Here is a 20492-nt window from a genome sequence, read left to right on the forward strand (position 1 = left end):
TCCTCGCGCTCACGGGCCAACCTTAACGACGACCGTGCCGGCGAACTTGTCGTGTAGGCACTGCTGCCAGGGCTTGTCCCAGAGTTGCCACAAACCGTCGAGGTAGCTGAGGAACGGCACGAACACCCCGCCGGCGAACTCGACGAGCCAGCGCTTGCCGAGCATGCCCCGGGTCAGTGGGGCGTCCGGCTGCATCGGCACGATCCGCAGTTTCATCACCTTCTTGCCGAGCGTCTGCCCGGTCCGGCGGGCGTACTCGACGTGGTAGACCCAGTAGAAGGCGAGCAGCAGAAGCAGGACCCCGAACTCGGCGGCGAGCAGCGGCAGGAACAGGCTCGTCCAGATGTCGAGCGGGTCCGGGCCGTTCGGGCCGGCCTGCTCGACCTGGTCGACCATCCAGAAGACGAGCAGGAGGAAGACCGGCAGGAACAACACCAGCGTCACCGCCATCGCGACGGCGGTGTCGATCAGGTAGGCCAGCAGCCGGTCGCCGAAGCTCGCCAGCGGCTGTCCGTTCGGAGCCACCGGGGGCGGGAGGGGCGCCGGGGCGTACCCGGGGGGCGGGTAACCGGGCGGGCCGGTGTACCCCGGAGGAACGTGTTGTGCGGGCACCGCCGGTCCGCCGGGCGGCGCGAAGCCGCCGCCCGCAGATGGATGTCCGGCGGGCGGCGGCGTCGGGTACGGAGGAGGCTGGGTCACGCGGACAGTGTTACAGGTTGCCGCGCTTCTCCTGCTCGCGCTCGATCGCCTCGAACAGGGCCTTGAAGTTGCCCTTGCCGAAACCGAGCGAGCCGTGCCGCTCGATCAGCTCGAAGAAGACGGTTGGGCGGTCCTGCACCGGCTTGGTGAAGATCTGGAGCAGGTAGCCGTCCTCGTCCCGGTCCACCAGGATCTTGCGGGACTGCAGCTCCTCGATCGGCACCCGGACGTTGCCGATGCGGGCGCGCAGCTCAGGGTCCTCGTAGTACGAGTCCGGCGTGTCCAGGAACTCGACACCCGCCGCGCGCATGGCGTCCACGCTGGCCAGGATGTCGTTGGTGGCCACCGCGATGTGCTGGGCGCCGGGGCCCTGGTAGAACTCCAGGTACTCGTCGATCTGCGACTTCTTGCGAGCCACCGCCGGCTCGTTGAGCGGGAACTTCACCTTGCGGGTGCCGTTGGCGACCACCTTGCTCATCAGCGCCGAGTAGTCGGTGGCGATGTCGTCGCCGATGAACTCGGCCATGTTCGAGAAGCCCATGACGCGCTTGTAGAACTCGACCCACTCGTCCATCCGGCCCAGCTCCACGTTGCCGACCACGTGGTCGACCGCCTGGAAGAACCGCTTCGGCTGGAGGCCGGCGTCGATCATCGGCTGCCGGTCCACGATCGGACCGCGGGCCACGAACCCGGGCAGGAACGGGCCGGTGTAGCGGGACCTGTCGACCAGGCTGTGCCGGGTGTCGCCGTACGCGGCGATGGACGCCATCCGGACGGTGCCGTGCTCGTCGCTGACGTCGTGCGGCTCGACCAGGCCGGTCGCGCCCTGCGCCAGTGCGTGCGCGTACGCGGCGTCCACGTCCGGCACCTCCAGCGCGATGTCGGAGACGCCGTCGCTGTGCTTGGCAACGTGGTCGGCGCCGTCGGCGTCCGGGCGGACCGCCCCGGTCAGCACGAAGCGGGCCGAACCGCTGGTGAGCACGTACTGCGCGTGGTCCCGGTAGCCCTGCTCCGGACCCCGGTACGCCACGCAGGTCATGCCGAACGCGGTGGAGTAGTAGTGCGCGGCCTGCTTGGCGTTGCCCACCAGGAAGTGGACGTGGTCCATGCCCTTGACCGGGAAGGGGTCGCGGGTGATGTCGTGGTCGACCGCGCCGACGAGAGTGTCGACGTCGACCTCCTCGGTCGACTGGGGTCGGTCGATCGCCTGGGTCATGGTGGCCTCCCTCGCGTACCGGCCGGCCTCGTGGGCCGCCGTGGATGTGCTCTTCCGGCGAGGATCTACGGGCCACAGTGAGTTGGGCAACAGTTGGCATTATTCCTGGTCAGGTTGTGCATTCGGTACGGTCGGGCACCATGAACACTGGTCAGGATGTACAGCTCGATGAGCTGGACGCTCGCTTGATCGAACTGCTGACGGAGGAGCCCCGGATCGGGGTGCTGGAGTGCTCCCGGCGGCTCGGCGTGGCCCGGGGCACGGTCCAGGCCCGGCTCGACAAGCTCGTCGGCCGGGGCGTGGTGACCGGGTTCGGGCCGGACATCACGCCCGCCGCCATCGGCTTCGGGGTGACCAGCTTCGTCACCCTGGAGATCAGCCAGCGGCACGGCCACGACCAGGTCACCGCGCACCTGGCCGCGATCCCCGAGGTGCTGGAGGCGCACACCATCACCGGCTCCAGCGACCTGCTCTGCCGGATCGTCGCCCGGTCCAACGCCGACCTCCAGCGGGTCATCGACCAGATCGTCGCCTCGGAGGGCATCCGGCGCGCGTCCACGATCATCGCGCTGGCCGAGCAGATCCCGTACCGCACGTTGCCGCTCGTCCGCTCCGCCGCCCGCGGGTAAGGAAGGGCCCCGCATCAACACCTGCCCGGCAAGAAGCGCTGCGACACACCCCGCGCGGGGCCCCGGGGAGCCTGATCGTCGCTACCGTGTGCGGTGTGAAGGGCCTAGGCGTACGCGGCTGGTTGCTGCTCGGGCTCGTCACCGTGGTCGTACTCGCCGCGACAGGCGTCTGGAACCCGTTCCCGGCGCTGTGGGACTGGGTCGACCGCAGCAAGCCGATCTCCGAGCCGGACGTGGCCTGGCAGCAACGCGTCGGCGGCACGCCGCGCAGCGTCACCATCGCCGGCGACACCGTGATCGTGGAGCAGCGCACCCGCATCGAGGCGCGCAACCTCGCCGACGGCAGCCGGCTGTGGGAGCGCAAGGCCGACTGGTCGGCGGTGGCCGGCGGCGACCGGGACCCGGTCGTCGCCGTGGGCCGGCTGCTCGACAAGGGGTACGAGGTGCTCGACCCGGTCAGCGGCGTGACCCGTCGCCGCGACGGCCGCGCGATCGCCGTCTGGACGTACCGGAACCTGCTGCTGGACGCGTACTGCGTGCAGCCCACCGACTGCACGCTGCGCGCCTGGGAGCCGCGTGGCACCGCCCCGCTGTGGAGCGCGTTCCTGCCCGGCGTGCACAGCGGCGTGCTCGCCGACAACCCGGAACTGCTGGGCACCCGGCGACTGGGCGCCAACCGGATCGACGGCGGGGTGGCCGGTCCGGAGTCCGTCCCGCCGCTGCTCGGCTTCCCCGTCGACGGGCGGGTGCACGTGGTGGACACCGCCACCGGCCGGGTGCTGCAGAACGTCCAGCCCGGCCGGGAGGAGCGGCTCGCCGTGGTCGGCGGTCGGCTGCTCCGGATCGCCGCCACCTCCCGTGACGGGGGCTGCTACTACGCCGTGACCGCTGTAGACCCGGCCACCGGTCAGCAGGTGTGGCGGCGTACCGGGCTCAACCTGCGTACCGCCGACTACGCCGGCTGCGTGCAACGGGAGGACCCGCAGGGCGGGCGCAACGTCCTCATCGCTGTCGCCCCGGACGGACGTGAGGCGGTGCTCGACGGGTACGACGGCCGGCTGCTCCAGGTCGGCGCGGACGGCGAGAAGCTGCTCGCCGTGGACGACCGCTACACCGTGGTGCGCAGCGCCGACAAGGGCTCGCTGCTGGGCCGGGAGCTGTCGGCCGACCGGACCCGCTGGACCCGGCCGGCGGGCGGCAAGAGCGGCGCGGCGCTCACCCCGTACGCGGGGGTGATCACCGAGGAGAAGCCGTCCCGGCTGATCGCCGTCGAGCCGCGCGGGGGGCGGGTGCTGGTCGAGCTGCGCACCTCGGCGAACGCGCTGGCGGTCGGCCCGAACGGCATGATCATCGGCGAGGGGCGGGAGATCGGGTACGTCCGCTGGGGCCCCGGTACCGCCGCGGTGCCGGGGCGGGAGCAGGACGGCACACCTGTCGCGCCGGACCCGGGTGGCAGCTGGCGACCGCCGACCGACCAGGGCAGTTGCGGGCCGAAACGGGAACTCTGCGCCGACGGCGGGTGACTGCCTGTGAGAGCGTCGTCCCACCACCCACCTGCGGGTGCCACCGATCGACGCCTCTGCCCTAGGCTTTTCGGTCATGAGCAGTGCCGCCGCCTTCTCGTTCGCACCCCTGCTGCCGACCGGCCCCGACGAGACCGAATACCGCCTGGTCACCGACGAGGGCGTGGACGTCGTCAACGGCCCGGGAGGCCGCCGGTTCCTGACCGTGGATCCGGGCGCGCTGACCGCGCTGACGGCGGAGGCGATGCACGACATCGCCCACTTCCTGCGCCCGGCGCACCTGGCCCAGCTCCGGTCGATCATCGACGATCCGGCGGCCTCGCCGAACGACCGCTTCGTCGCGCTCGACCTGCTGCGCAACGCCAACATCGCGGCCGGTGGTGTGCTGCCGATGTGCCAGGACACCGGCACCGCGATCGTGATGGGCAAGCGCGGCCGGCACGTGCTCACCGACGGCGCCGACGCGGAGGCGATCTCGCGCGGCGTCTACCAGGCGTACACCCGGCTCAACCTGCGCTACTCGCAGCTCGCCCCGCTGACCATGTGGGACGAGCGGAACACCGGCAGCAACCTGCCCGCCCAGGTGGAGCTGTACGCCGAGGACCCGGACGGCCACCCCGACGCGTACAAGTTCCTCTTCATGGCCAAGGGGGGCGGCTCGGCCAACAAGTCCTACCTCTACCAGGAGACCAAGGCGCTGCTGAACCCGACGCGGATGATGCAGTTCCTGGAGGAGAAGCTGCGGCTCATCGGCACCGCGGCCTGTCCGCCGTACCACCTGGCCATCGTCATCGGCGGCACCTCCGCGGAGTACGCGCTGAAGACCGCGAAGTACGCCTCCGCGAAGTACCTCGACGCGCTGCCCACCCAGGGCTCGATGAGCGCGCACGGCTTCCGTGACCTGGAGCTGGAGGCCGAGGTGCTGGAGTTGACCCGCAACTTCGGCATCGGCGCGCAGTTCGGCGGGCGCTACTTCTGCCACGACGTACGGGTGGTCCGGCTGCCCCGGCACGGCGCCTCCTGCCCGGTCGCGATCGCGGTGTCCTGCTCGGCCGACCGACAGGCGGTGGCGAAGATCACCCCGTCGGGCGTCTGGCTGGAGCGGCTGGAGACCGACCCGGCGCGCTTCCTGCCCGACGTCACCGACGAGACGCTGGACACCGAGGAGGTCGTCCGCGTCGACCTGAACCGGCCGATGGACGAGATCCGGGCCGAGCTGTCGAAGTACCCGGTGAGGACCCGGCTGTCCCTGACCGGCCCGCTCGTCGTGGCCCGGGACATCGCGCACGCGAAGATCGCCGAGCGGCTGGACGCGGGCGAGCCGATGCCGCAATACCTGCGCGACCACGCGGTCTACTACGCCGGTCCGGCGAAGACCCCGGAGGGCTACGCCTCCGGCTCGTTCGGCCCCACCACCGCGGGCCGGATGGACGCGTACGTGGAGAAGTTCCAGGCGGCCGGCGGTTCGATGGTGATGCTGGCCAAGGGCAACCGGTCCGCCCAGGTCACCCGCTCCTGCCAGGCCCACGGCGGCTTCTACCTCGGCTCGATCGGCGGTCCGGCCGCGCGGCTGGCGCAGGACTGCATCAAGCACGTCGAGGTGCTCGAATACGCCGAGCTGGGCATGGAGGCGGTCTGGAAGATCGAGGTGGAGGACTTCCCCGCCTTCATCGTCGTCGACGACAAGGGCAACGACTTCTTCGCCGAGGTGACCAAGCCGGTGCTCACCGTCGGCCGGCGCTGAGTTCATCAGACGTACGCGAGGGGCGCCCGGAACGACCCGGGCGCCCCTCGGCGCGTTCGTCGTGCATCGACATCGGTGCGCCTGCCCGGCCGCGTGACCGGACAGGCACACCGCCCCCGTCGGATGCCGTAACCGACAACCCGCGACAGTCTGTGTCAGGCCGCTGCCGAACCGCTATCGAATCGCTATCGCCTGCTCCAAGCACCCGGTGATCGTCGGGCTACTCTGCTGAATGTTGCTCATGACAGGCGGGAGCGCGGATGCGGTTCGGAATCCTGGGGCCCCTGCGGGTCGGTGGCGGTGAAGCCACAGTCACCGCGGGACGGGATCGAACCGTGCTCGCCGTGTTGTTGTTGCGCCCCGGACGGGTGGTGCCGGTCGAGGATCTGGTCGACGCCGTCTGGGAGGAGCGCCCACCGGCCACCGCGCGTACCCAGCTCCAGAGCTGCGTGTCGCGGCTGCGGCAGCGGTTCGTGCGGCTCGGGTTGCCCGCCGGGACCATCGTCACCGACCCGGCCGGCTACACCATTCGGGTCGAGGCGGGTGAACTCGACGCCGAGGTGTTCGCGAGCAGTGTGGAGACGGCCCGCCGGGACGCCGCCGCCGGCCGGCTGACCGAGGCACGCCAGCACTACCGGGCCGCTCTGGCGCTGTGGCGTGGCCCGGCGCTGGCCGGCATCCCCGCCCGCAGTGTGCGGCAACGGGCCCGGGCGCTGGACGAGCAGCGGCTCGGCGTGCTGGAGGACTGCGTCGACATCGAGCTGCGGCTGCGCATGGCGGCCGATCTGATCGACGAACTGACCGAGGCGGTCGAGCGCAACCCGCTGCGGGAACGACTACGCGGGCAGTCGATGCTGGCGCTCTCGGCGGTCGGCCGCCACGCGGACGCGCTGGCCGTCTACCGGGAGGGGCGGCAGATCTACGCCGAGGAGCTGGGCATCGAACCCGGTGCGGCGTTGCAGGAGCTGCACCAGCGGATCCTCGCCGGCGACCTGGCGCTGGGCGGGTCGGAGAGCCGGGCGACCGCACCGGTACGGGCGCTGCCGCGCACGATCAGCGACTTCACCGGTCGCCAGCAGACCGTGACCCGGCTGGTGCGGGAGATCGAGGAGGGCAGCCGGGTCCAGCTCATCGACGGCATGGCGGGAAGCGGCAAGAGCACGCTCGCCGTTCAGGTGGCGACCGCGGTGGCCGGCCGGTTCCCCGACGCGCAACTCTTCGTCGACCTGTACGGGCACAGCGAACGCAGCCCGCTGAGCACCGCCGCCGCGGCGGCGACCCTGCTCCGGCAGCTCGGCGTACCCCCCGAGCGGGTGCCGATCGACCTGGCGGACCGGCTGGCGATGTGGCGTTCGGAGCTGGCCGGCCGGCGGGCGGTGGTGGTGCTCGACAACGCGGCCGACGCCGGCCAGGTGGCGCCGCTGGTGCCGAACGGCCCGGACTGCCTGGTGCTGATCACCAGCCGCCGCCGGCTGGTCGGCCTGGACTCGGGCCGGCCGTCCTCACTGCCGGTGCTCGACAGCGACGAGGCGGTCGAGCTGCTGGCCCGGGTGGCCGGCGTGGAGCGGGTCACCGCCGAGCCCGAGGCGGCGGCGGAGGTGGCCCGGCGCTGCGGTCATCTGCCGCTTGCCCTGCGGCTGGCCGGGGCCCGGCTCGCGCACCGGCCGCGCTGGCGGGTGGCCGACCTGGCGCAGCGGCTGGCCGGCGCGTCCGATCCGCTGGCCGAGCTGGTGGCCGGGGAACGCTCGGTGGCCCGCGCCTTCGCGCTGTCGTACGAGCAGGTGTCGCCGGGCGCGCAGCGGGTCTTCCGGCTGCTCGGGCTGCACCCGGGCGCCCACGCCGACAACCGGGTGCCGGCAGTGCTCGCGGAGCTGCCGCTGTCGGAGGCCCAGGACGCGCTCGACGAGCTGGTCGACGCGCACCTCGTCGAGGAGACGGAACCGGGCCGCTACCGGCTGCACGACCTGATCCGGGAGTACGCGCGGATGCTCGGCGCGCAACGCGAGTCGCCCGAGGAGCGAAGGGCGGCGACGGCCCGGCTGCTCAATTTTCACCTGCACGTCGCCGTGATCCTCGTGAAGTCGCTGGAGCCGGTCGCCCTCCACCCCCTGCCGGAGCCGGCGCGGCCCGACCTGGTGGCGGCCGCCACCGGCCTCGGTCGTCAGTGGCTGGAGGAGAACAGGCCGACCATGACGGCCCTCGTCCGGTTGGCCGAGAACGAGGGTTTCCTCCGGCAGTGCTGGCAGCTCGCCCGGGTCGGCTGGGCTATGAACTTCTACGGCGGTCATCTCGACGATCTGGTGGAGACACACCAGATCGGTCTGCGTGCCGCCGAGCGTCTGGGTGACGACGAGGCCGTGGCGACGATGCTCAACTATCTGGCTTCGGCGGACTACCGCCGAGGGCGGTTCGCCGAAGCCGTCCGGCGGATGGAGGTGGCGGTCGGCATCTACCGGCGGCTCGGCCGTCTGGACGAGTTGGGCAGGGCGCTCGGCAACCTCGGCACGGCGTACGGAGTCGACGGGCATCCTCGGCTGGCCATCGAGGTGTTCGAATCGTTGGCGTTGCTCACCCGCCGGCTGGTGGACCCGACCGCGCTGATCAACTGGCTCAACAACCTGTCGTTCACCCTGGTCGGGATCGGCTGCTACGACGAGGCCGCGCGGATATGCCGCAACCAGATGGCCCTGGCCCGGCAACTCGGCGACCTGCGGCAGCTCGGCAATGCGATCGGCCACCTCGGTATGGCGCGGCGCCGGCGTGGGGAGCGCGGCCCCGCGCGCCGGCTCCTGTGTGCCGGCCTGGGACTCAAGCGCCGGGTGGGCAACCGCTACGGCGAGGGCGAGCTGCTCAACGAGCTGGGCATGATGGAGCGCGAGGAGGGCCGGCCGGAGTCGGCCGCCGGGCTGCACTGGGAAGGGCTCGTCGCCATGACCGACGCAGGGGATCTGGTCGGGCAGTGCACGTCCCGGAACCTGTTGGCCCGGGCGATCCTCGACCAGGGTGACGTCGCCAGCGCGCTCGACCTGCACCGTCGGGTGCTCAGCGACGCCACCCGGCTCAGCGCCCGCTACGAGCAGGCCCGCGCGCTGGACGGCATGGCCCGCTGCCTGCGGCACACCGACGCCGACCAGGCCCGCCGGTACGCCGGGCGCGCGCTGGCGCTGTTCCGTCAGGTCGAGTCGCCGGACGGGCGGGAGGCCGAGGAGCTGCTGGCGGAGCTGGGCTGAGGGCCGCGCCACTTTCCCTGCACACCGCCCGGCGGCGCGGCAGGATGGTACGCGTGACGACTCCAGAGGCGACCGGCTACCGGATCGAACGCGACTCGATGGGCGAGGTGGAGGTGCCCGCCGACGCGCTGTGGCGGGCGCAGACCCAGCGCGCGGTGCAGAACTTCCCGATCTCCGGGCGCGGGCTGGAACCGGCTCAGATCAAGGCACTGGCCCAGATCAAGGGCGCGGCGGCCTTGGTGAACGGTGAACTGGGCGTGATCGACGCGGACGTGGCGCAGGCGATCGCCACCGCCGCCGCGCACGTGGCCGAGGGCGGCTACGACGACCAGTTCCCGGTGGACGTGTTCCAGACCGGGTCCGGCACCTCGTCCAACATGAACACCAACGAGGTGATCGCCACGCTGGCGAGTCGCGAGCTGGGCCGCGACGTACACCCGAACGACCACGTCAACGCGTCGCAGTCCAGCAACGATGTGTTCCCCACGTCGATCCACCTGGCCGCCACCCAGTTCGTGGTGGAGGATCTGATCCCGTCGCTGAAGCAGCTCGCGGGCGCGCTGGAGGAGAAGGCGGCCGAGTTCGAGACCGTGGTCAAGGCCGGGCGTACTCACCTGATGGACGCCACGCCGGTAACGCTCGGGCAGGAGTTCGGCGGTTACGCCGCGCAGGTGCGCTACGGCGTCGAGCGGCTGGAGTCGGCGCTGCCCCGGCTGGCCGAGCTGCCGCTGGGCGGCACCGCCGTCGGCACCGGCATCAACACACCGCTGGGCTTCGCCGACCGGGTGATCGGCAAGCTGCGGGAGTCGACCGGGCTGCCGTTGACCGAGGCGCGCAACCACTTCGAGGCGCAGGGCGCCCGGGACGCGCTGGTGGAGATGTCGGGCCAGCTCCGTACCATCGCGGTCGGCCTCTACAAGATCGCAAACGACGTACGCTGGATGGGTTCGGGCCCGCGCGCCGGGCTGCGCGAACTGCGCATCCCGGATCTCCAGCCGGGATCGTCGATCATGCCGGGCAAGGTGAACCCGGTGGTCGCCGAGGCGATGCGGCAGGTCTGCGCCCAGGTGGTCGGCAACGACGCGGCGGTGGCGTTCGCGGGTTCGCAGGGCGACTTCGAGCTGAACGTGATGCTCCCGGTGATGGGCCGCAACCTGCTGGAGTCGACCAAGCTGATCGCCGCGTCCAGCCGGCTGTTCGCCGAGCGGCTGGTGGCCGGCCTGGTCGCGGACGCCGAGGTCTGCCTGGCGTACGCGGAGGGCTCGCCGTCGATCGTCACCCCGCTCAACCGCCATCTCGGGTACGACGAGGCCGCCTCGATCGCCAAGGAGGCGCTGGCCAGGCAGGTGTCCATCCGCGAGGTGGTGATCTCCCGGGGGCACGTCGACTCGGGCAGGCTCACCGAGACCCAGCTGGACGAGGCACTGGACCTGCTCCGGATGACCCACCCCTGAGGACGGCGCCGGTAATTGCCTCGACCCGTCACCGTGGGCGCGGCATGATCCGACGGTGCGTGACGACGGCGGAGTGTTGCTGGAGACCGCGCGGCTGACGCTGCGCCGGTTCACGATGGACGACGTGGACCGGCTGGTGGCGCTGGACGCCGACCCGGAGGTCATGCGTTTCCTGACGGGTGGCGTGTCGACCCCGGCCGGGACGTTCCGGGACGAGGTGCTGCCCCGGGTGCTCGCCGGGTACGACCGGCATCCCGGGCTCGGCCGATGGGTGGCGCTGGACCGCTTCACCGGCGAGTTCCTCGGCTGGTTCGCGCTCGACCCGTCCGAGGACGGCGCCGAGGCGGAGCTGGGCTACCGGCTGCGCCGTGCGGCGTGGGGGCACGGGCTGGCCAGCGAGGGTGCGCGGGCGTTGGTGCGGCACGCCTTCGACACGGTGGGCGTGCGCCGGGTGTGGGCCGAGACGATGACGATCAACGACCGCTCCCGCGCGGTGATGGCCCGCGCCGGGTTGCGCTACGTCCGCACCTTCCACCTGACCTTCGACGACCCGATCCCGGGTACGGAGCACGGCGAGGTGGAGTACGAGCTGCGCCGCGACGAGTGGCCCGCGACGCGTCAGGAGTGGGACGCGGCGGCCCTGCGGGCCCGGTAGGCGCTCACCGCGGCCCGGTTGCCGCAGCCGGCGTCGCAGAACCGGCGGGACCGGTTCCGGGACAGGTCGACGAGCACGTTGTCGCAGTCGGGGTGGTCGCAGTGCCGCAGCCGGCTCAGCTCGCCCATCCGGACCAGGTCGGCCATCGCCATCGCGGCCTCGACGGCCATCCGGGTTGGCAGCGGCGCGTCCCGCGGCACGGCGTGCAGGTGGTACGGCTCGTCGTCGTGCCGGACGAGTTGCGGCAGCGCCTGCGACTCGCGCAGCAGTGCGTTGACGATCGCCACCACCTCGTCGGTGTCGGCATACCAGATGCGGCGCAGCCGGGGCCGCAGCGCGCGGACCTGGCGCAGTTCGGCGTCGGTGTGTTCGTGCCGGCCGCTCCATTCGTGGGTGGTGAAGAAGGCGTCCAGGGCTGCTACGTCGGGCAGCCCTTCCCGGTCGTCGCCGGCGGTGTTCACCAGCGCGGCTGCGCTGACCAGCGCGCATTCGGTGTCATGGGCGAAAAGCAACTTGACTCCTGTCGGAGGCTGCGCCTAGCGTCATCAGCATAGCCTCCCTTCACTCATGACCAGGAGAAGCCGATGCGTGAACGGTCCGGCGTCGGGCTCGGCCTGGCGCTGCTCTCCGCGATCACCTTCGCCACCTCGGGCACCTTCGCCCGCCCACTGATCACCGGGGAGTGGTCGGCGGTCGCTGTGGTGATCGCCCGGGTCGGCATCGCCGCGCTGGTGCTCGCCGTCCCCGCCGTGCTGGCGCTGCGCGGCAGGTGGGCGGTGCTGCGCCGCAACGCGCTCAGCGTGGTGCTGTTCGGGGTGCTCGGCGTGGCCACGGCGCAGGCGTGCTTCTTCAACGCGGTTCGCTACCTCCCGGTCGGTATGGCGCTCCTGCTGGAATACCTCGGCATCGTGCTCGTGGTCGGATGGATGTGGCTGGCCTACGGGCAGCGGCCCCGGCTGCTGACGGTGGCCGGCTCGGTCACCGCCCTGTGTGGACTGGTGCTCGTCCTCGACCTCACCGGCGCCGAGCGACTCGACCCGGTGGGTGTGCTCTGGGGGCTCGGCGCGGGCGTCGGGCTGGCCGGATACTTCGTCATCGCCGGCCGGATCGACTCGGGTCTGCCCTCGGTGGTGATGGCCACCGGCGGCATGGCGGTCGGCGCTCTGGCGTTGCTCCTGCTCGGCGGCATCGGCGCGCTGCCGCTCGCCGCCGGCACCGCCGACGTCACCTTCGGCGGGCACCGGGTGAGCTGGCTGGTTCCGGTCGCCGGGCTGTCGCTCATCGCCGCGGTGGTCGCGTACCTGGCCGGTGTCGCCAGCACCCGGCTGCTCGGGGCCCGGCTGTCGTCCTTCGTGGGGCTGACCGAGGTGATGTTCGCGGTGCTGATCGCCTGGCTGGTGCTCGACGAGCTGCCCGGCCTGATCCAGCTGGCCGGCGGCGTGCTCATCCTCGGCGGCGTCGCCCTGGTCCGGGCGGACGAACTGCGCGGCACACCGTCGGCGCCGGCGACCGCACCGGCCGAGCCGGCGCTGACGGGCGAGCGATGAGCGGGCGCTGACGGGCGAGCGATGAGCGGGCCGCGCGGCGCCGTCGTCTTCGACGCCGACGAGACAGTCGTCGACCTGCGCCCGGCGGTCACCGGCGCGCTCGTCGCCGTGCTCGAGGAGATGCGGCGGCGGACCCCGGCGGCGGCGCTGCGCCCGTACCACGCTCGCCGGACTGTCCACGGTGCTCACCCGCTTGACCAACTCGAATGCCTAGTTGCGGCCGATAACGGACGTCGATCTGGCGGAACGCGCTCCCGTGAGGTGGGATGACACCACGTCCCTCAACGAGAGGATCTGAATGTGGTGAGCAAGCGCTTCACCGTCGGCGCGGTCGCGGCTGCGGCCTCGCTGGCACTCACGGTGACCGGCCTGGGCATCCCGGCGAGCGCCGCGCCGTCGGACACCCGGACCTTCACCGTGCTGGCCGAGAGCGGCGTCTCCACCGACGCCGCGATCGCCGCGATCACCGCCGCCGGTGGCAAGGTCGTCGCCCGCACCGACGACGTCGGCCTCTTCCAGGTCAGAAGCGACCGGGCGGACTTCGCCAGCCGGGCCAACGCGGCCGGTGCCCTGGTCGGCGCCGCCGAGGAGAAGGCGATCGGCCGCAAGCCGAAGCTGGACCGGGTCGAGCAGGAGCACCTGCTGGCCGCCGCGGCGACCAAGGGCAAGGTCGCCAAGGGCAAGAGCAAGAAGATGGACCCGCTCGACGACAAGCTCTGGGGCCTGGACATGATCCGGGCCGACAAGGCCCGCAAGATCGAGCCGGGCGACCGTCGGGTGACCGTCGGCGTCCTGGACACCGGCGTCGACGCCAGCCAGCCCGACCTGGCACCGAACTTCAACTGGGCGCTGTCGCGCAACTTCGCCCCGGACATCCCCGAGGTGGACGGCCCGTGCGAGGTGGCGAGCTGCCTCGACCCGGTCGGCACCGACGACGGCGGGCACGGCACGCACGTGGCCGGCACCATCGGCGCCGCCGCGAACGGCTTCGGCCTGTCCGGCGTGGCCCCGAACGTCTCCCTGGTGGAGCTGAAGGGTGGCCAGGACAGCGGCTACTTCTTCCTCAACCCGGTGGTGAACGCCCTGGTGCACGCGGGCCGCTCCGGGCTGGACGTGGTGAACATGTCCTTCTACGTCGACCCGTGGCTCTACAACTGCACCGCCAACCCGGCCGACTCGCCGGAGGCCCAGGCCGAGCAGCGCACCGTGATCGAGGCGATGAAGCGGGCGCTGAACTTCGCGCACCGCAACGGCGTCACGCTCGTCGGCTCGCTCGGCAACAACCACGAGGACCTGGGCGCGCCGCGTACCGACGTGAGCAGCCCGGACTACGGCGCCGACCCGTACCCGCGCCCGATCGACAACGCGAGCTGCTGGGACCTGCCGGTCGAGGGCCCGCACGTGATCGGCGTGTCGGCGGTCGGCCCGTCCGGCAAGAAGGCCGACTACTCGAACTACGGCACCGAGCAGATCTCGGTGGCGGCGCCGGGTGGCTGGTTCCGGGACGGCTTCGGCACCGACACCTACCGCACGGACGCCAACATGATCCTCTCCACGTACCCGAAGAAGGTGCTCCAGGAGGAGGGGTCGGTCGACGAGAACGGAAACATCGTCGCCGGCTTCGAGGAGTCGGTGTTCAAGCAGTGCACCGCCAAGGGTGAGTGTGGCTACTACACCTACCTCCAGGGCACCTCGATGGCGTCCCCGCACGTCTCGGGTGTGGCGGCGCTGATCGTCAGCAAGCACGGCAAGAAGGAGGGCCGCAACGGCTACGGCATGGCGCCGAACCTGGTCGAGCAGCACCTCTACCGGACGGCGGCCGAGCACGCCTGCCCGGAGCCGCGGCTGCAGTCCTACACCAACGAGGGCCGGGACGCCGAGTTCGACGCGTACTGCGCGGGCTCGCTGAACTTCAACGGCTTCTACGGCTACGGCATCGTCGACGCCTACGCCGCGGTGAAGACCCCGGTCAAGCCGAACGTCCGACCGTAACGACAGTTTCCCCGAGGTGGCGGTGTCCGGAGTGCCCGGACACCGCCACCTCGGCGTTCCGGCCCGTGTCACGGCCGCCATCCCCGGGCCACCAGGGCGGCGCGGATCTCCCGGACCAGGGCGGGGAACTCCTTGTGCAGGCGGCGGCCGGTCACGTGCAGGACCAGCCAGCCGGCCTCGACGAGCTGGTCGAGCCGCCGCCGGTCGAAGTGCGTCCGGTCCGCGTCGGCGTGCCCCTGACCGTCGTGCTCGACGGCGACCCGGAACTCCGGCCAGGCCAGGTCGGGGTGCAGGATCAGGCCGGGCGACACGCGCACCGGATGCTGGGCCACCGGGCGCGGCAGGCCGGCGAAGACGAGGCGTACCCGCAGGTGGGACTCGGGCGGTGACTGGGCCAGCCCGTCGGTCAGGCCGAACACCCACGTCGCCCGCCGCCCACCGGGACGAGCGGCGTTCCGGGCCGCCTCGCCCGCCAACGCCGAGCGGCTCACCGAACCGGCACGCAGCAGCCCGTCGATGATGCCGACCGCCTTCACCGGATCGGCCCAGACCGCGGTCTCCCAGGCACAGGCGACCGGATCGGTACGCGGCGGCGGCCCGGCCAGGATCACCGCCGCGCCGAGTGACGGCGGCGCGTACGGTTTCGATGCCGTGCCCGCGTGTGGGGCGGTTCCTGCGGCTGAGACCGTTCGCGGGGCGGCGCCGACGGGGACCAGGAGGCCGCTGCGCGTGCTCGACATCGGGGCGTGGTGCACCCGGACACCCGGCTGCGAGTCGGCCCGGACCGTGGCCGGCAGCAGGACGTGCACGTCGTCGGTGAATCCGGCGGCGTGCTCGACCCCGTGCAGGTAGGCCGCCGAGGGGCCGGCGATCGAGGCGCCGGCCGGCATGCGCAGCAACGCGGCGCGGCAGGCCAGTGCGTGGTCGCGGTCGAGTCGCGCGTCGGCGTAGACGTCCTGCCGGAGCCGGATCCAGGACGCGCCCCGCAGATGGTGCCGGGACAGCAGCCCGCGCCGGATCGCTTCCGAGCCCCGGAAGACCTGCCAGGCCAGCTCCGGCGGTCGATGAGGATGAGGTGGCATCTGACGAGCGTGGCGGCGCACGGGCAGAGACCGGTACCCCTGTGGACAGCCGCAGCCGAGCCGCCCGCCGCGCCCTGTGGACAACCCCCGAGCGACCCGCCGGTGTGCTATCGGCCCCGTGTCAGGAGAGCGCGGCGGCCACCGCCTCGGCGGCGGCCGTGACCTGGGCGCCGACGTCCGCCACGTCGAGTGGGGTCAGCGACACCACCCCGACGCTGCCCTCCAGACCCGGCACGCCGAGCACCGGGACGGCCACCCCGTACGCGCCCGACTGCAGCTCGCCGCTGGTGCTCACCGGCCCCGGATCGCCGGTCCGCCCGGCCAGCACCGCCCGGCCCGCCGCGCCCCGCTCCAGCGGGTGCCGGGTGCCGGTCCGGTACGCCACGTGGAAGGACGTCCAGCTCGGCTCGACCACCGCCAGCGCGACCCCCTCGCCGCTCTCGACCACAGTCAGGTGGGCGGTCGCGCCGGTGCCCTCGGCGAGGCGGCGCAGCGCGGGCAGCGCTCCCTCGGCCAGCAGCGGCTGGGCGCGTCGGGCCAGGTGCAGCACGCCCACGCCGATGCGCAGGCGGCCCTCGCCGTCGCGCCGCAGCATCCCGTGGCCGGTCAGCGCGCCGACCAGCCGGTAGACGGCCGCCCGGCCGATGCCCAGCCGGTGCGCCGCCTCGGTGACTGTCAGCCCGCCCGGCGCGTCCGCGACGAGGTGCAGCAGCCGCAGACCCCGGTCCAGGGTCTGTGCGGTCTCTCCGGAACGCGCCGCCGTGTCCACAGCACGCAGCGTACGACCCGGCTCCGGCCAACCCGGAAATGTGCGGGCGGCTACCCTTGTGAGGTGACACTACGTCTGTATGACACCGCCACCCGATCGGTGCGGGACTTCGTCCCGCGGGAAGCCGGCAAGGTGGGGGTCTACCTGTGTGGTCTCACGCTCCAGGCCCCGCCGCACATCGGTCACCTTCGCTCCGGCGTCAACTACGACGTGCTGCGCCGCTGGCTGCTCAGCAAGGGCTTCGAGGTCACGTTCATCCGCAACCTGACCGACATCGACGACAAGATCCTGGTCAAGGCGATGGAGCAGGACCGGCCGTTCTGGTCGATCGCGTACGCGAACGAGCAGATCCTGGCCGCCTCCTACCGCGCGCTCAACGTGCTCCCCCCGACGTGCGAGCCGCGCGCCACCGGGCACGTCCCGGAGATGCACGAGCTGATCGCCCGGCTGATCGAGACCGGTCACGCCTATCCGGCCACCGACGGCTCCGGCGACGTCTACTTCGACGTGGCCTCCTGGCCCGCGTACGGTTCGCTGTCCGGCCAGTCGCCTGCGGACATGCAGTCCGCGGACGACGCCCCCGACCGGGGCAAGCGCGACCCGCGTGACTTCGCGCTCTGGAAGGGCGTCAAGCCGGGCGAGCCGGCCGATGCCTACTGGCCGTCGCCGTGGGGGCGCGGACGCCCCGGCTGGCACATCGAGTGCTCGGCCATGTGCTGGCGCTACCTGGGCCCCGATTTCGACATCCACGGCGGTGGGCTCGATCTGACATTCCCGCACCACGAGAACGAGATCGCCCAGTCGCAGGCCGCCGACCTGCCGTTCGCGCGCTACTGGGTGCACCACGGCCTGCTCAGCATCGGCGGCACCAAGATGGGCAAGTCGCTCGGCAACACGCTCGACCTCGACTATGTGGCCTCGCTCGGGGTCCGCACGGTGGAGCTGCGCTACTACTACGTCGCCGCGCACCACCGCTCCCGCATCGACTACTCCGAGGACGCGCTGCGCGAGGCCGCTGTCGCGTACCGGCGGATCGAGGGCTTCGTGCAGCGGGCGGCCGAGCGGGTCGGCGCGGGCCGGCCCGGCGACCTGCCGGCCGGGTTCGTCGCGGCGATGGACGACGACCTCAACACGTCTGCGGCGCTGGCGGCGCTGCACGAGGTGGTGCGCGACGGCAACACCGCGCTCACCGCCGGGGACGATGTGACCGTCCGCACGACGCTCGCCGCCACCCGGGCGATGCTGGATATCCTCGGCGTCGACCCCTTGGACCCGGCCTGGACCGGCGGCGGCCGCACGGACGACCTGCGCGGTGTGGTGGACTCCCTGATCGCGCTGGCCCTGGAGCAGCGCGCGCAGGCCCGCAGCCGCAAGGACTGGGCGGCCGCCGACGCCGTACGCGACCAGCTCAAGCAGGCAGGCGTGGTCGTCGAGGACACCCCCCAGGGCCCGCGTTGGACTATTGGAGAGCAGGACTGATGGCCGGCAACTCGCAGCGCCGTGGCCGGCGACTGACGCCGAAGGCGGGTGCCCCCAAGGGCACCGGTGGCAAGAACAAGGACTCTCTCGGCGGGCGGGGCCGCACGCTGCCCGCCGACGAGCGGCCCTGGCACAAGGCGTACTCGGGCACCGAGAAGCTGCCCCAGCGCACCGCCTGGAAGCAGGACAAGGAGCGCCGCGCCGCCGCCGAGGAGGGCCGCTCGCCCAAGATCGGCCAGCCCGGCACCAAGGACACCACCTGGGGCAAGGGCAGCCGGCCCGGTGTGCCGCTCAAGGGCGGCAAGGGCAAGCCCGGCGGCCGGGGCGGCCCTCGGGTCGCGCCGGGTCGCAAGGCCAACCCGGCGAAGGACAGCCCGGAGTTGCTGGTCGGGCGCAACCCGGTGCTGGAGTCGCTGCGCACCCAGGTGCCCGCGACCGCGCTCTACACCGCGCAGGGCATCGACATGGACGACCGGGTCAAGGAGATCGTCCGCACCGCCGCCGACCGGGGCATCGCGATCCTGGAGGTCAGCCGCGCCGAGCTGGACCGGATGACCGGCGGGGTGCTGCACCAGGGGGTAGGCCTCCAGGTGCCGCCGTTCGTCTACGAGGCGTTCGACGACCTGGTCGCCGCCGCGCTGGAGCAGGCCGCCCCGCTGCTCGTCGCGCTGGACGGGGTCACCGACCCGCGCAACCTCGGCGCTGTCATCCGGTCGGCCGCCGCGTTCGGCGCGCAGGGTGTCTTCGTACCCGAACGGCGTGCCGCCGGGATCACCGCGACCGCCTGGCGGACCAGCGCCGGCGCGGCGGCGCGCGTGCCGGTCGCCCAGGTCACCAACCTGACCCGGTCGCTCAAGGCGTGCAAGGACGCCGGCTTCGTCGTGGTCGGCCTGGACGCCGACGGGCAGACCGACCTGTACGACCTGGAGGCCGCCGTCGGCCCGCTGGTCGTGGTGGTCGGCTCGGAGGGCCGCGGGCTGTCCCGCCTGGTCGGGGAGACCTGCGACCTGACCGTCAGCATCCCGATGATCTCCGACGTGGAGTCGCTCAACGCCAGCGTCGCCGCCGCGGTCACGCTCGCCGAGGTCGCCCGCCGCCGGTCCGTCGAGGCCTGATCGAGAGTACGAAGAAGGGGCGGTCCGCCGTGGCGGGCCGCCCCTTCTTTCGCGTACGTCAGATCCGGATGCCGGTGGTGGCGTGGAAGACGTGGCTACGGCCGACACGCGGCTTGACGAACACGGTGTCGCCCATGTTCGGCATGGTGCGCCGGTCGGTGCGGACCACGAACCGCTCGTTGTGGCCCTCAAGCGCGGCGTGGCCGTAGACGTTGGCGTCGGAGCCCAGGTCCTCGACCAGCTCGACCACGACCGGCATGCCGCCCTCGGACGGGCTCACCAGGTCGCAGTCCTCCGGACGGAAGCCGACGGTGACCTTGCCGTCGCCGCCCTCGGCGCGGGCCGCCTCGACCTGCTCGCGGGTCAGCGGCATGATCATCTCGGCGAACACGCCGCCCTGGTCGGTCAGCTTCACCGTCTTGATGTTCATGGCCGGGGAGCCCATGAAGCCGGCGACGAAGACGTTGGTCGGGGTGTCGTAGAGCGCCCGCGGGGTGTCCACCTGCTGGAGCACGCCGTCGAGCATGACCGCCACCCGGTGACCCATGGTCATGGCCTCGACCTGGTCGTGGGTGACGTAGACGGTGGTGACGCCCAGCTTCGCCTGGAGCGAGGCGATCTGGGTACGGGTCTGCACACGCAGCTTGGCGTCGAGGTTCGACAGCGGCTCGTCCATGAGGAAGACCTGCGGCTCGCGGACGATCGCGCGGCCCATGGCGACACGCTGGCGCTGACCGCCGGAGAGCGCCTTCGGCTTGCGGCTGAGGAACTCCTCCAGCTGGAGCAGCCCGGCCGCTTCCTTGACCCGCCGGTCGATCTCCGCCTTCGAGGTCTTGCGCAGCTTGAGGGCGAACGCCATGTTCTCGTACACCGTCATGTGCGGGTAGAGGGCGTAGTTCTGGAAGACCATCGCGATGTCGCGGGCCTTCGGCGGGAGGTGGGTGACGTCCCGGTCGTCGATGTAGATCGCGCCGTCGTCGACGTCCTCCAGGCCGGCGAGCATCCGGAGGCTGGTGGACTTGCCGCAGCCGGACGGGCCGACCAGGACGAGGAACTCCCCGTCACCGATCTGGAGGTCGAGCTGGTTGACGGCGGGGCGCTCGGTGCCCGGATAGATCCGGGACGCCTTCGAGTAGGTGACCGTAGCCATGATGGAGCGCTTCCTTTCACCGGCAGGAACGTGCCGGACGATCCGAGTGAAGGAGCGACCGGCGCCCGAGGCGCCGGCCAACGGGGTCGTCGCTCGGGCAGCCGAGGCCGGCCGGAGTGTCGTCCGTGTCACTGCACGGTAAACGGCTTTCGCGATCGTGCCAAGACGTGGCGCGAGGGATGGGACGGACGGCATACGCATAACGGTC

General features: G+C 72.1%; 16 protein-coding genes and 1 pseudogene. 11 read left to right on the forward strand and 6 right to left on the reverse strand.

Annotated features, from left to right (window positions below; translation table 11 throughout):
- Window positions 1–9: 9 nt before the first annotated feature.
- Together ACFYO8_RS20305 and hppD are read right to left on the reverse strand one after the other, a co-directional pair.
- Window positions 10–525, reverse strand: coding sequence for an RDD family protein (locus tag ACFYO8_RS20305; RefSeq protein ID WP_355093765.1), 516 nt, complete (start codon window positions 523–525; stop codon window positions 10–12).
- A gap of 184 nt (window positions 526–709) precedes the next feature.
- A complete protein-coding gene (hppD, locus tag ACFYO8_RS20310; protein ID WP_354868797.1) occupies window positions 710–1915 on the reverse strand; it encodes a 4-hydroxyphenylpyruvate dioxygenase in 1206 nt (401 codons plus the stop codon).
- A gap of 140 nt (window positions 1916–2055) precedes the next feature.
- Between hppD and ACFYO8_RS20315 the strand changes: the two genes are divergently transcribed.
- The 6 genes from ACFYO8_RS20315 (at window position 2056) to ACFYO8_RS20340 (ending at window position 11150) form a co-directional block, all read left to right on the forward strand.
- A complete protein-coding gene (locus ACFYO8_RS20315; protein ID WP_354868794.1) occupies window positions 2056–2544 on the forward strand; it encodes an Lrp/AsnC family transcriptional regulator in 489 nt (162 codons plus the stop codon).
- Window positions 2545–2630: 86 nt separating this feature from the next.
- Complete coding sequence (locus ACFYO8_RS20320; RefSeq protein ID WP_354868791.1) at window positions 2631–4067, forward strand: PQQ-binding-like beta-propeller repeat protein; 1437 nt, start codon at window positions 2631–2633, stop codon at window positions 4065–4067.
- A 76-nt stretch (window positions 4068–4143) separates the two neighbouring features.
- Window positions 4144–5811 carry a fumarate hydratase gene (locus ACFYO8_RS20325; RefSeq protein ID WP_354868789.1) on the forward strand — a complete coding sequence of 556 codons (1668 nt, stop codon included), beginning with the start codon at window positions 4144–4146 and terminating at the stop codon, window positions 5809–5811.
- Window positions 5812–6071: 260 nt separating this feature from the next.
- Window positions 6072–9041 (forward strand): BTAD domain-containing putative transcriptional regulator, encoded by a 2970-nt coding sequence (locus tag ACFYO8_RS20330; protein ID WP_354868787.1) that lies wholly within the window; start codon window positions 6072–6074, stop codon window positions 9039–9041.
- 44 nt (window positions 9042–9085) lie between these two features.
- A complete protein-coding gene (locus ACFYO8_RS20335; RefSeq protein WP_354868785.1) occupies window positions 9086–10495 on the forward strand; it encodes a class II fumarate hydratase in 1410 nt (469 codons plus the stop codon).
- Window positions 10496–10550: 55 nt separating this feature from the next.
- Window positions 10551–11150 carry a GNAT family N-acetyltransferase gene (locus tag ACFYO8_RS20340; protein WP_354868783.1) on the forward strand — a complete coding sequence of 200 codons (600 nt, stop codon included), beginning with the start codon at window positions 10551–10553 and terminating at the stop codon, window positions 11148–11150.
- Here ACFYO8_RS20340 and ACFYO8_RS20345 read toward each other — a convergent pair.
- Window positions 11114–11662, reverse strand: coding sequence for a CGNR zinc finger domain-containing protein (locus tag ACFYO8_RS20345; protein ID WP_354868780.1), 549 nt, complete (start codon window positions 11660–11662; stop codon window positions 11114–11116). The genes ACFYO8_RS20340 and ACFYO8_RS20345 overlap by 37 nt on opposite strands.
- 72 nt (window positions 11663–11734) lie before the next feature.
- Here ACFYO8_RS20345 and ACFYO8_RS20350 point away from each other — a divergent pair, with 72 nt between their 5' ends.
- From ACFYO8_RS20350 to ACFYO8_RS20360, 3 genes and pseudogenes are all read left to right on the forward strand, one after another.
- Window positions 11735–12697, forward strand: coding sequence for a DMT family transporter (locus ACFYO8_RS20350; protein ID WP_354868777.1), 963 nt, complete (start codon window positions 11735–11737; stop codon window positions 12695–12697).
- A 21-nt stretch (window positions 12698–12718) separates the two neighbouring features.
- Window positions 12719–12844: pseudogene (locus ACFYO8_RS20355) on the forward strand (HAD family hydrolase); the annotation flags it as partial.
- Between the two features lie 156 nt (window positions 12845–13000).
- A complete protein-coding gene (locus tag ACFYO8_RS20360; RefSeq protein ID WP_355093920.1) occupies window positions 13001–14689 on the forward strand; it encodes a S8 family serine peptidase in 1689 nt (562 codons plus the stop codon).
- Between the two features lie 68 nt (window positions 14690–14757).
- Here ACFYO8_RS20360 and ACFYO8_RS20365 read toward each other — a convergent pair whose 3' ends face one another.
- Window positions 14758–15771, reverse strand: a complete 1014-nt coding sequence (locus ACFYO8_RS20365) for a hypothetical protein (protein WP_355093922.1) — start codon at window positions 15769–15771, stop codon at window positions 14758–14760.
- A gap of 121 nt (window positions 15772–15892) precedes the next feature.
- Window positions 15893–16540: a helix-turn-helix domain-containing protein gene (locus tag ACFYO8_RS20370; RefSeq protein WP_354868768.1), complete on the reverse strand. Its 648-nt coding sequence runs from the start codon at window positions 16538–16540 to the stop codon at window positions 15893–15895.
- A 63-nt stretch (window positions 16541–16603) separates the two neighbouring features.
- Here ACFYO8_RS20370 and cysS point away from each other — a divergent pair, with 63 nt between their 5' ends.
- The gene (gene cysS, locus ACFYO8_RS20375; protein WP_354868765.1) at window positions 16604–18019 is read left to right on the forward strand and encodes a cysteine--tRNA ligase; all 1416 of its coding nucleotides are present in this window, start codon (window positions 16604–16606) and stop codon (window positions 18017–18019) included.
- Window positions 18019–19134, forward strand: a complete 1116-nt coding sequence (gene rlmB / locus ACFYO8_RS20380; protein ID WP_354868762.1) for a 23S rRNA (guanosine(2251)-2'-O)-methyltransferase RlmB — start codon at window positions 18019–18021, stop codon at window positions 19132–19134. The genes cysS and rlmB overlap by 1 nt, the downstream gene beginning before the upstream one ends.
- A 58-nt stretch (window positions 19135–19192) precedes the next feature.
- On the opposite strand, the gene ACFYO8_RS20385 is transcribed toward rlmB, so the two are convergent.
- The gene (locus ACFYO8_RS20385; RefSeq protein ID WP_357708631.1) at window positions 19193–20284 is read right to left on the reverse strand and encodes a sn-glycerol-3-phosphate ABC transporter ATP-binding protein UgpC; all 1092 of its coding nucleotides are present in this window, start codon (window positions 20282–20284) and stop codon (window positions 19193–19195) included.
- Window positions 20285–20492 lie beyond the last annotated feature (208 nt).

It is taken from the genome of Micromonospora sp. NPDC005257, from assembly GCF_042872445.1.
Classification (GTDB): Bacteria; Actinomycetota; Actinomycetes; order Mycobacteriales; family Micromonosporaceae; genus Micromonospora.

Excerpts from the sequence above, each read along its gene's own strand:
- hppD (WP_354868797.1), bottom strand. The coding sequence starts at position 1,915 with ATGACCCAGGCGATCGACCGACCCCAGTCGACCGAGGAGGTCGACGTC.
- ACFYO8_RS20315 (WP_354868794.1), top strand. The coding sequence starts at position 2,056 with ATGAACACTGGTCAGGATGTACAGCTCGATGAGCTGGACGCTCGCTTG.
- ACFYO8_RS20325 (WP_354868789.1), top strand. The coding sequence starts at position 4,144 with ATGAGCAGTGCCGCCGCCTTCTCGTTCGCACCCCTGCTGCCGACCGGC.
- ACFYO8_RS20330 (WP_354868787.1), top strand. The coding sequence starts at position 6,072 with ATGCGGTTCGGAATCCTGGGGCCCCTGCGGGTCGGTGGCGGTGAAGCC.
- ACFYO8_RS20335 (WP_354868785.1), top strand. The coding sequence starts at position 9,086 with ATGGTACGCGTGACGACTCCAGAGGCGACCGGCTACCGGATCGAACGC.
- ACFYO8_RS20350 (WP_354868777.1), top strand. The coding sequence starts at position 11,735 with ATGCGTGAACGGTCCGGCGTCGGGCTCGGCCTGGCGCTGCTCTCCGCG.
- ACFYO8_RS20365 (WP_355093922.1), bottom strand. The coding sequence starts at position 15,771 with ATGCCACCTCATCCTCATCGACCGCCGGAGCTGGCCTGGCAGGTCTTC.
- rlmB (WP_354868762.1), top strand. The coding sequence starts at position 18,019 with ATGGCCGGCAACTCGCAGCGCCGTGGCCGGCGACTGACGCCGAAGGCG.
- ACFYO8_RS20385 (WP_357708631.1), bottom strand. The coding sequence starts at position 20,284 with ATGGCTACGGTCACCTACTCGAAGGCGTCCCGGATCTATCCGGGCACC.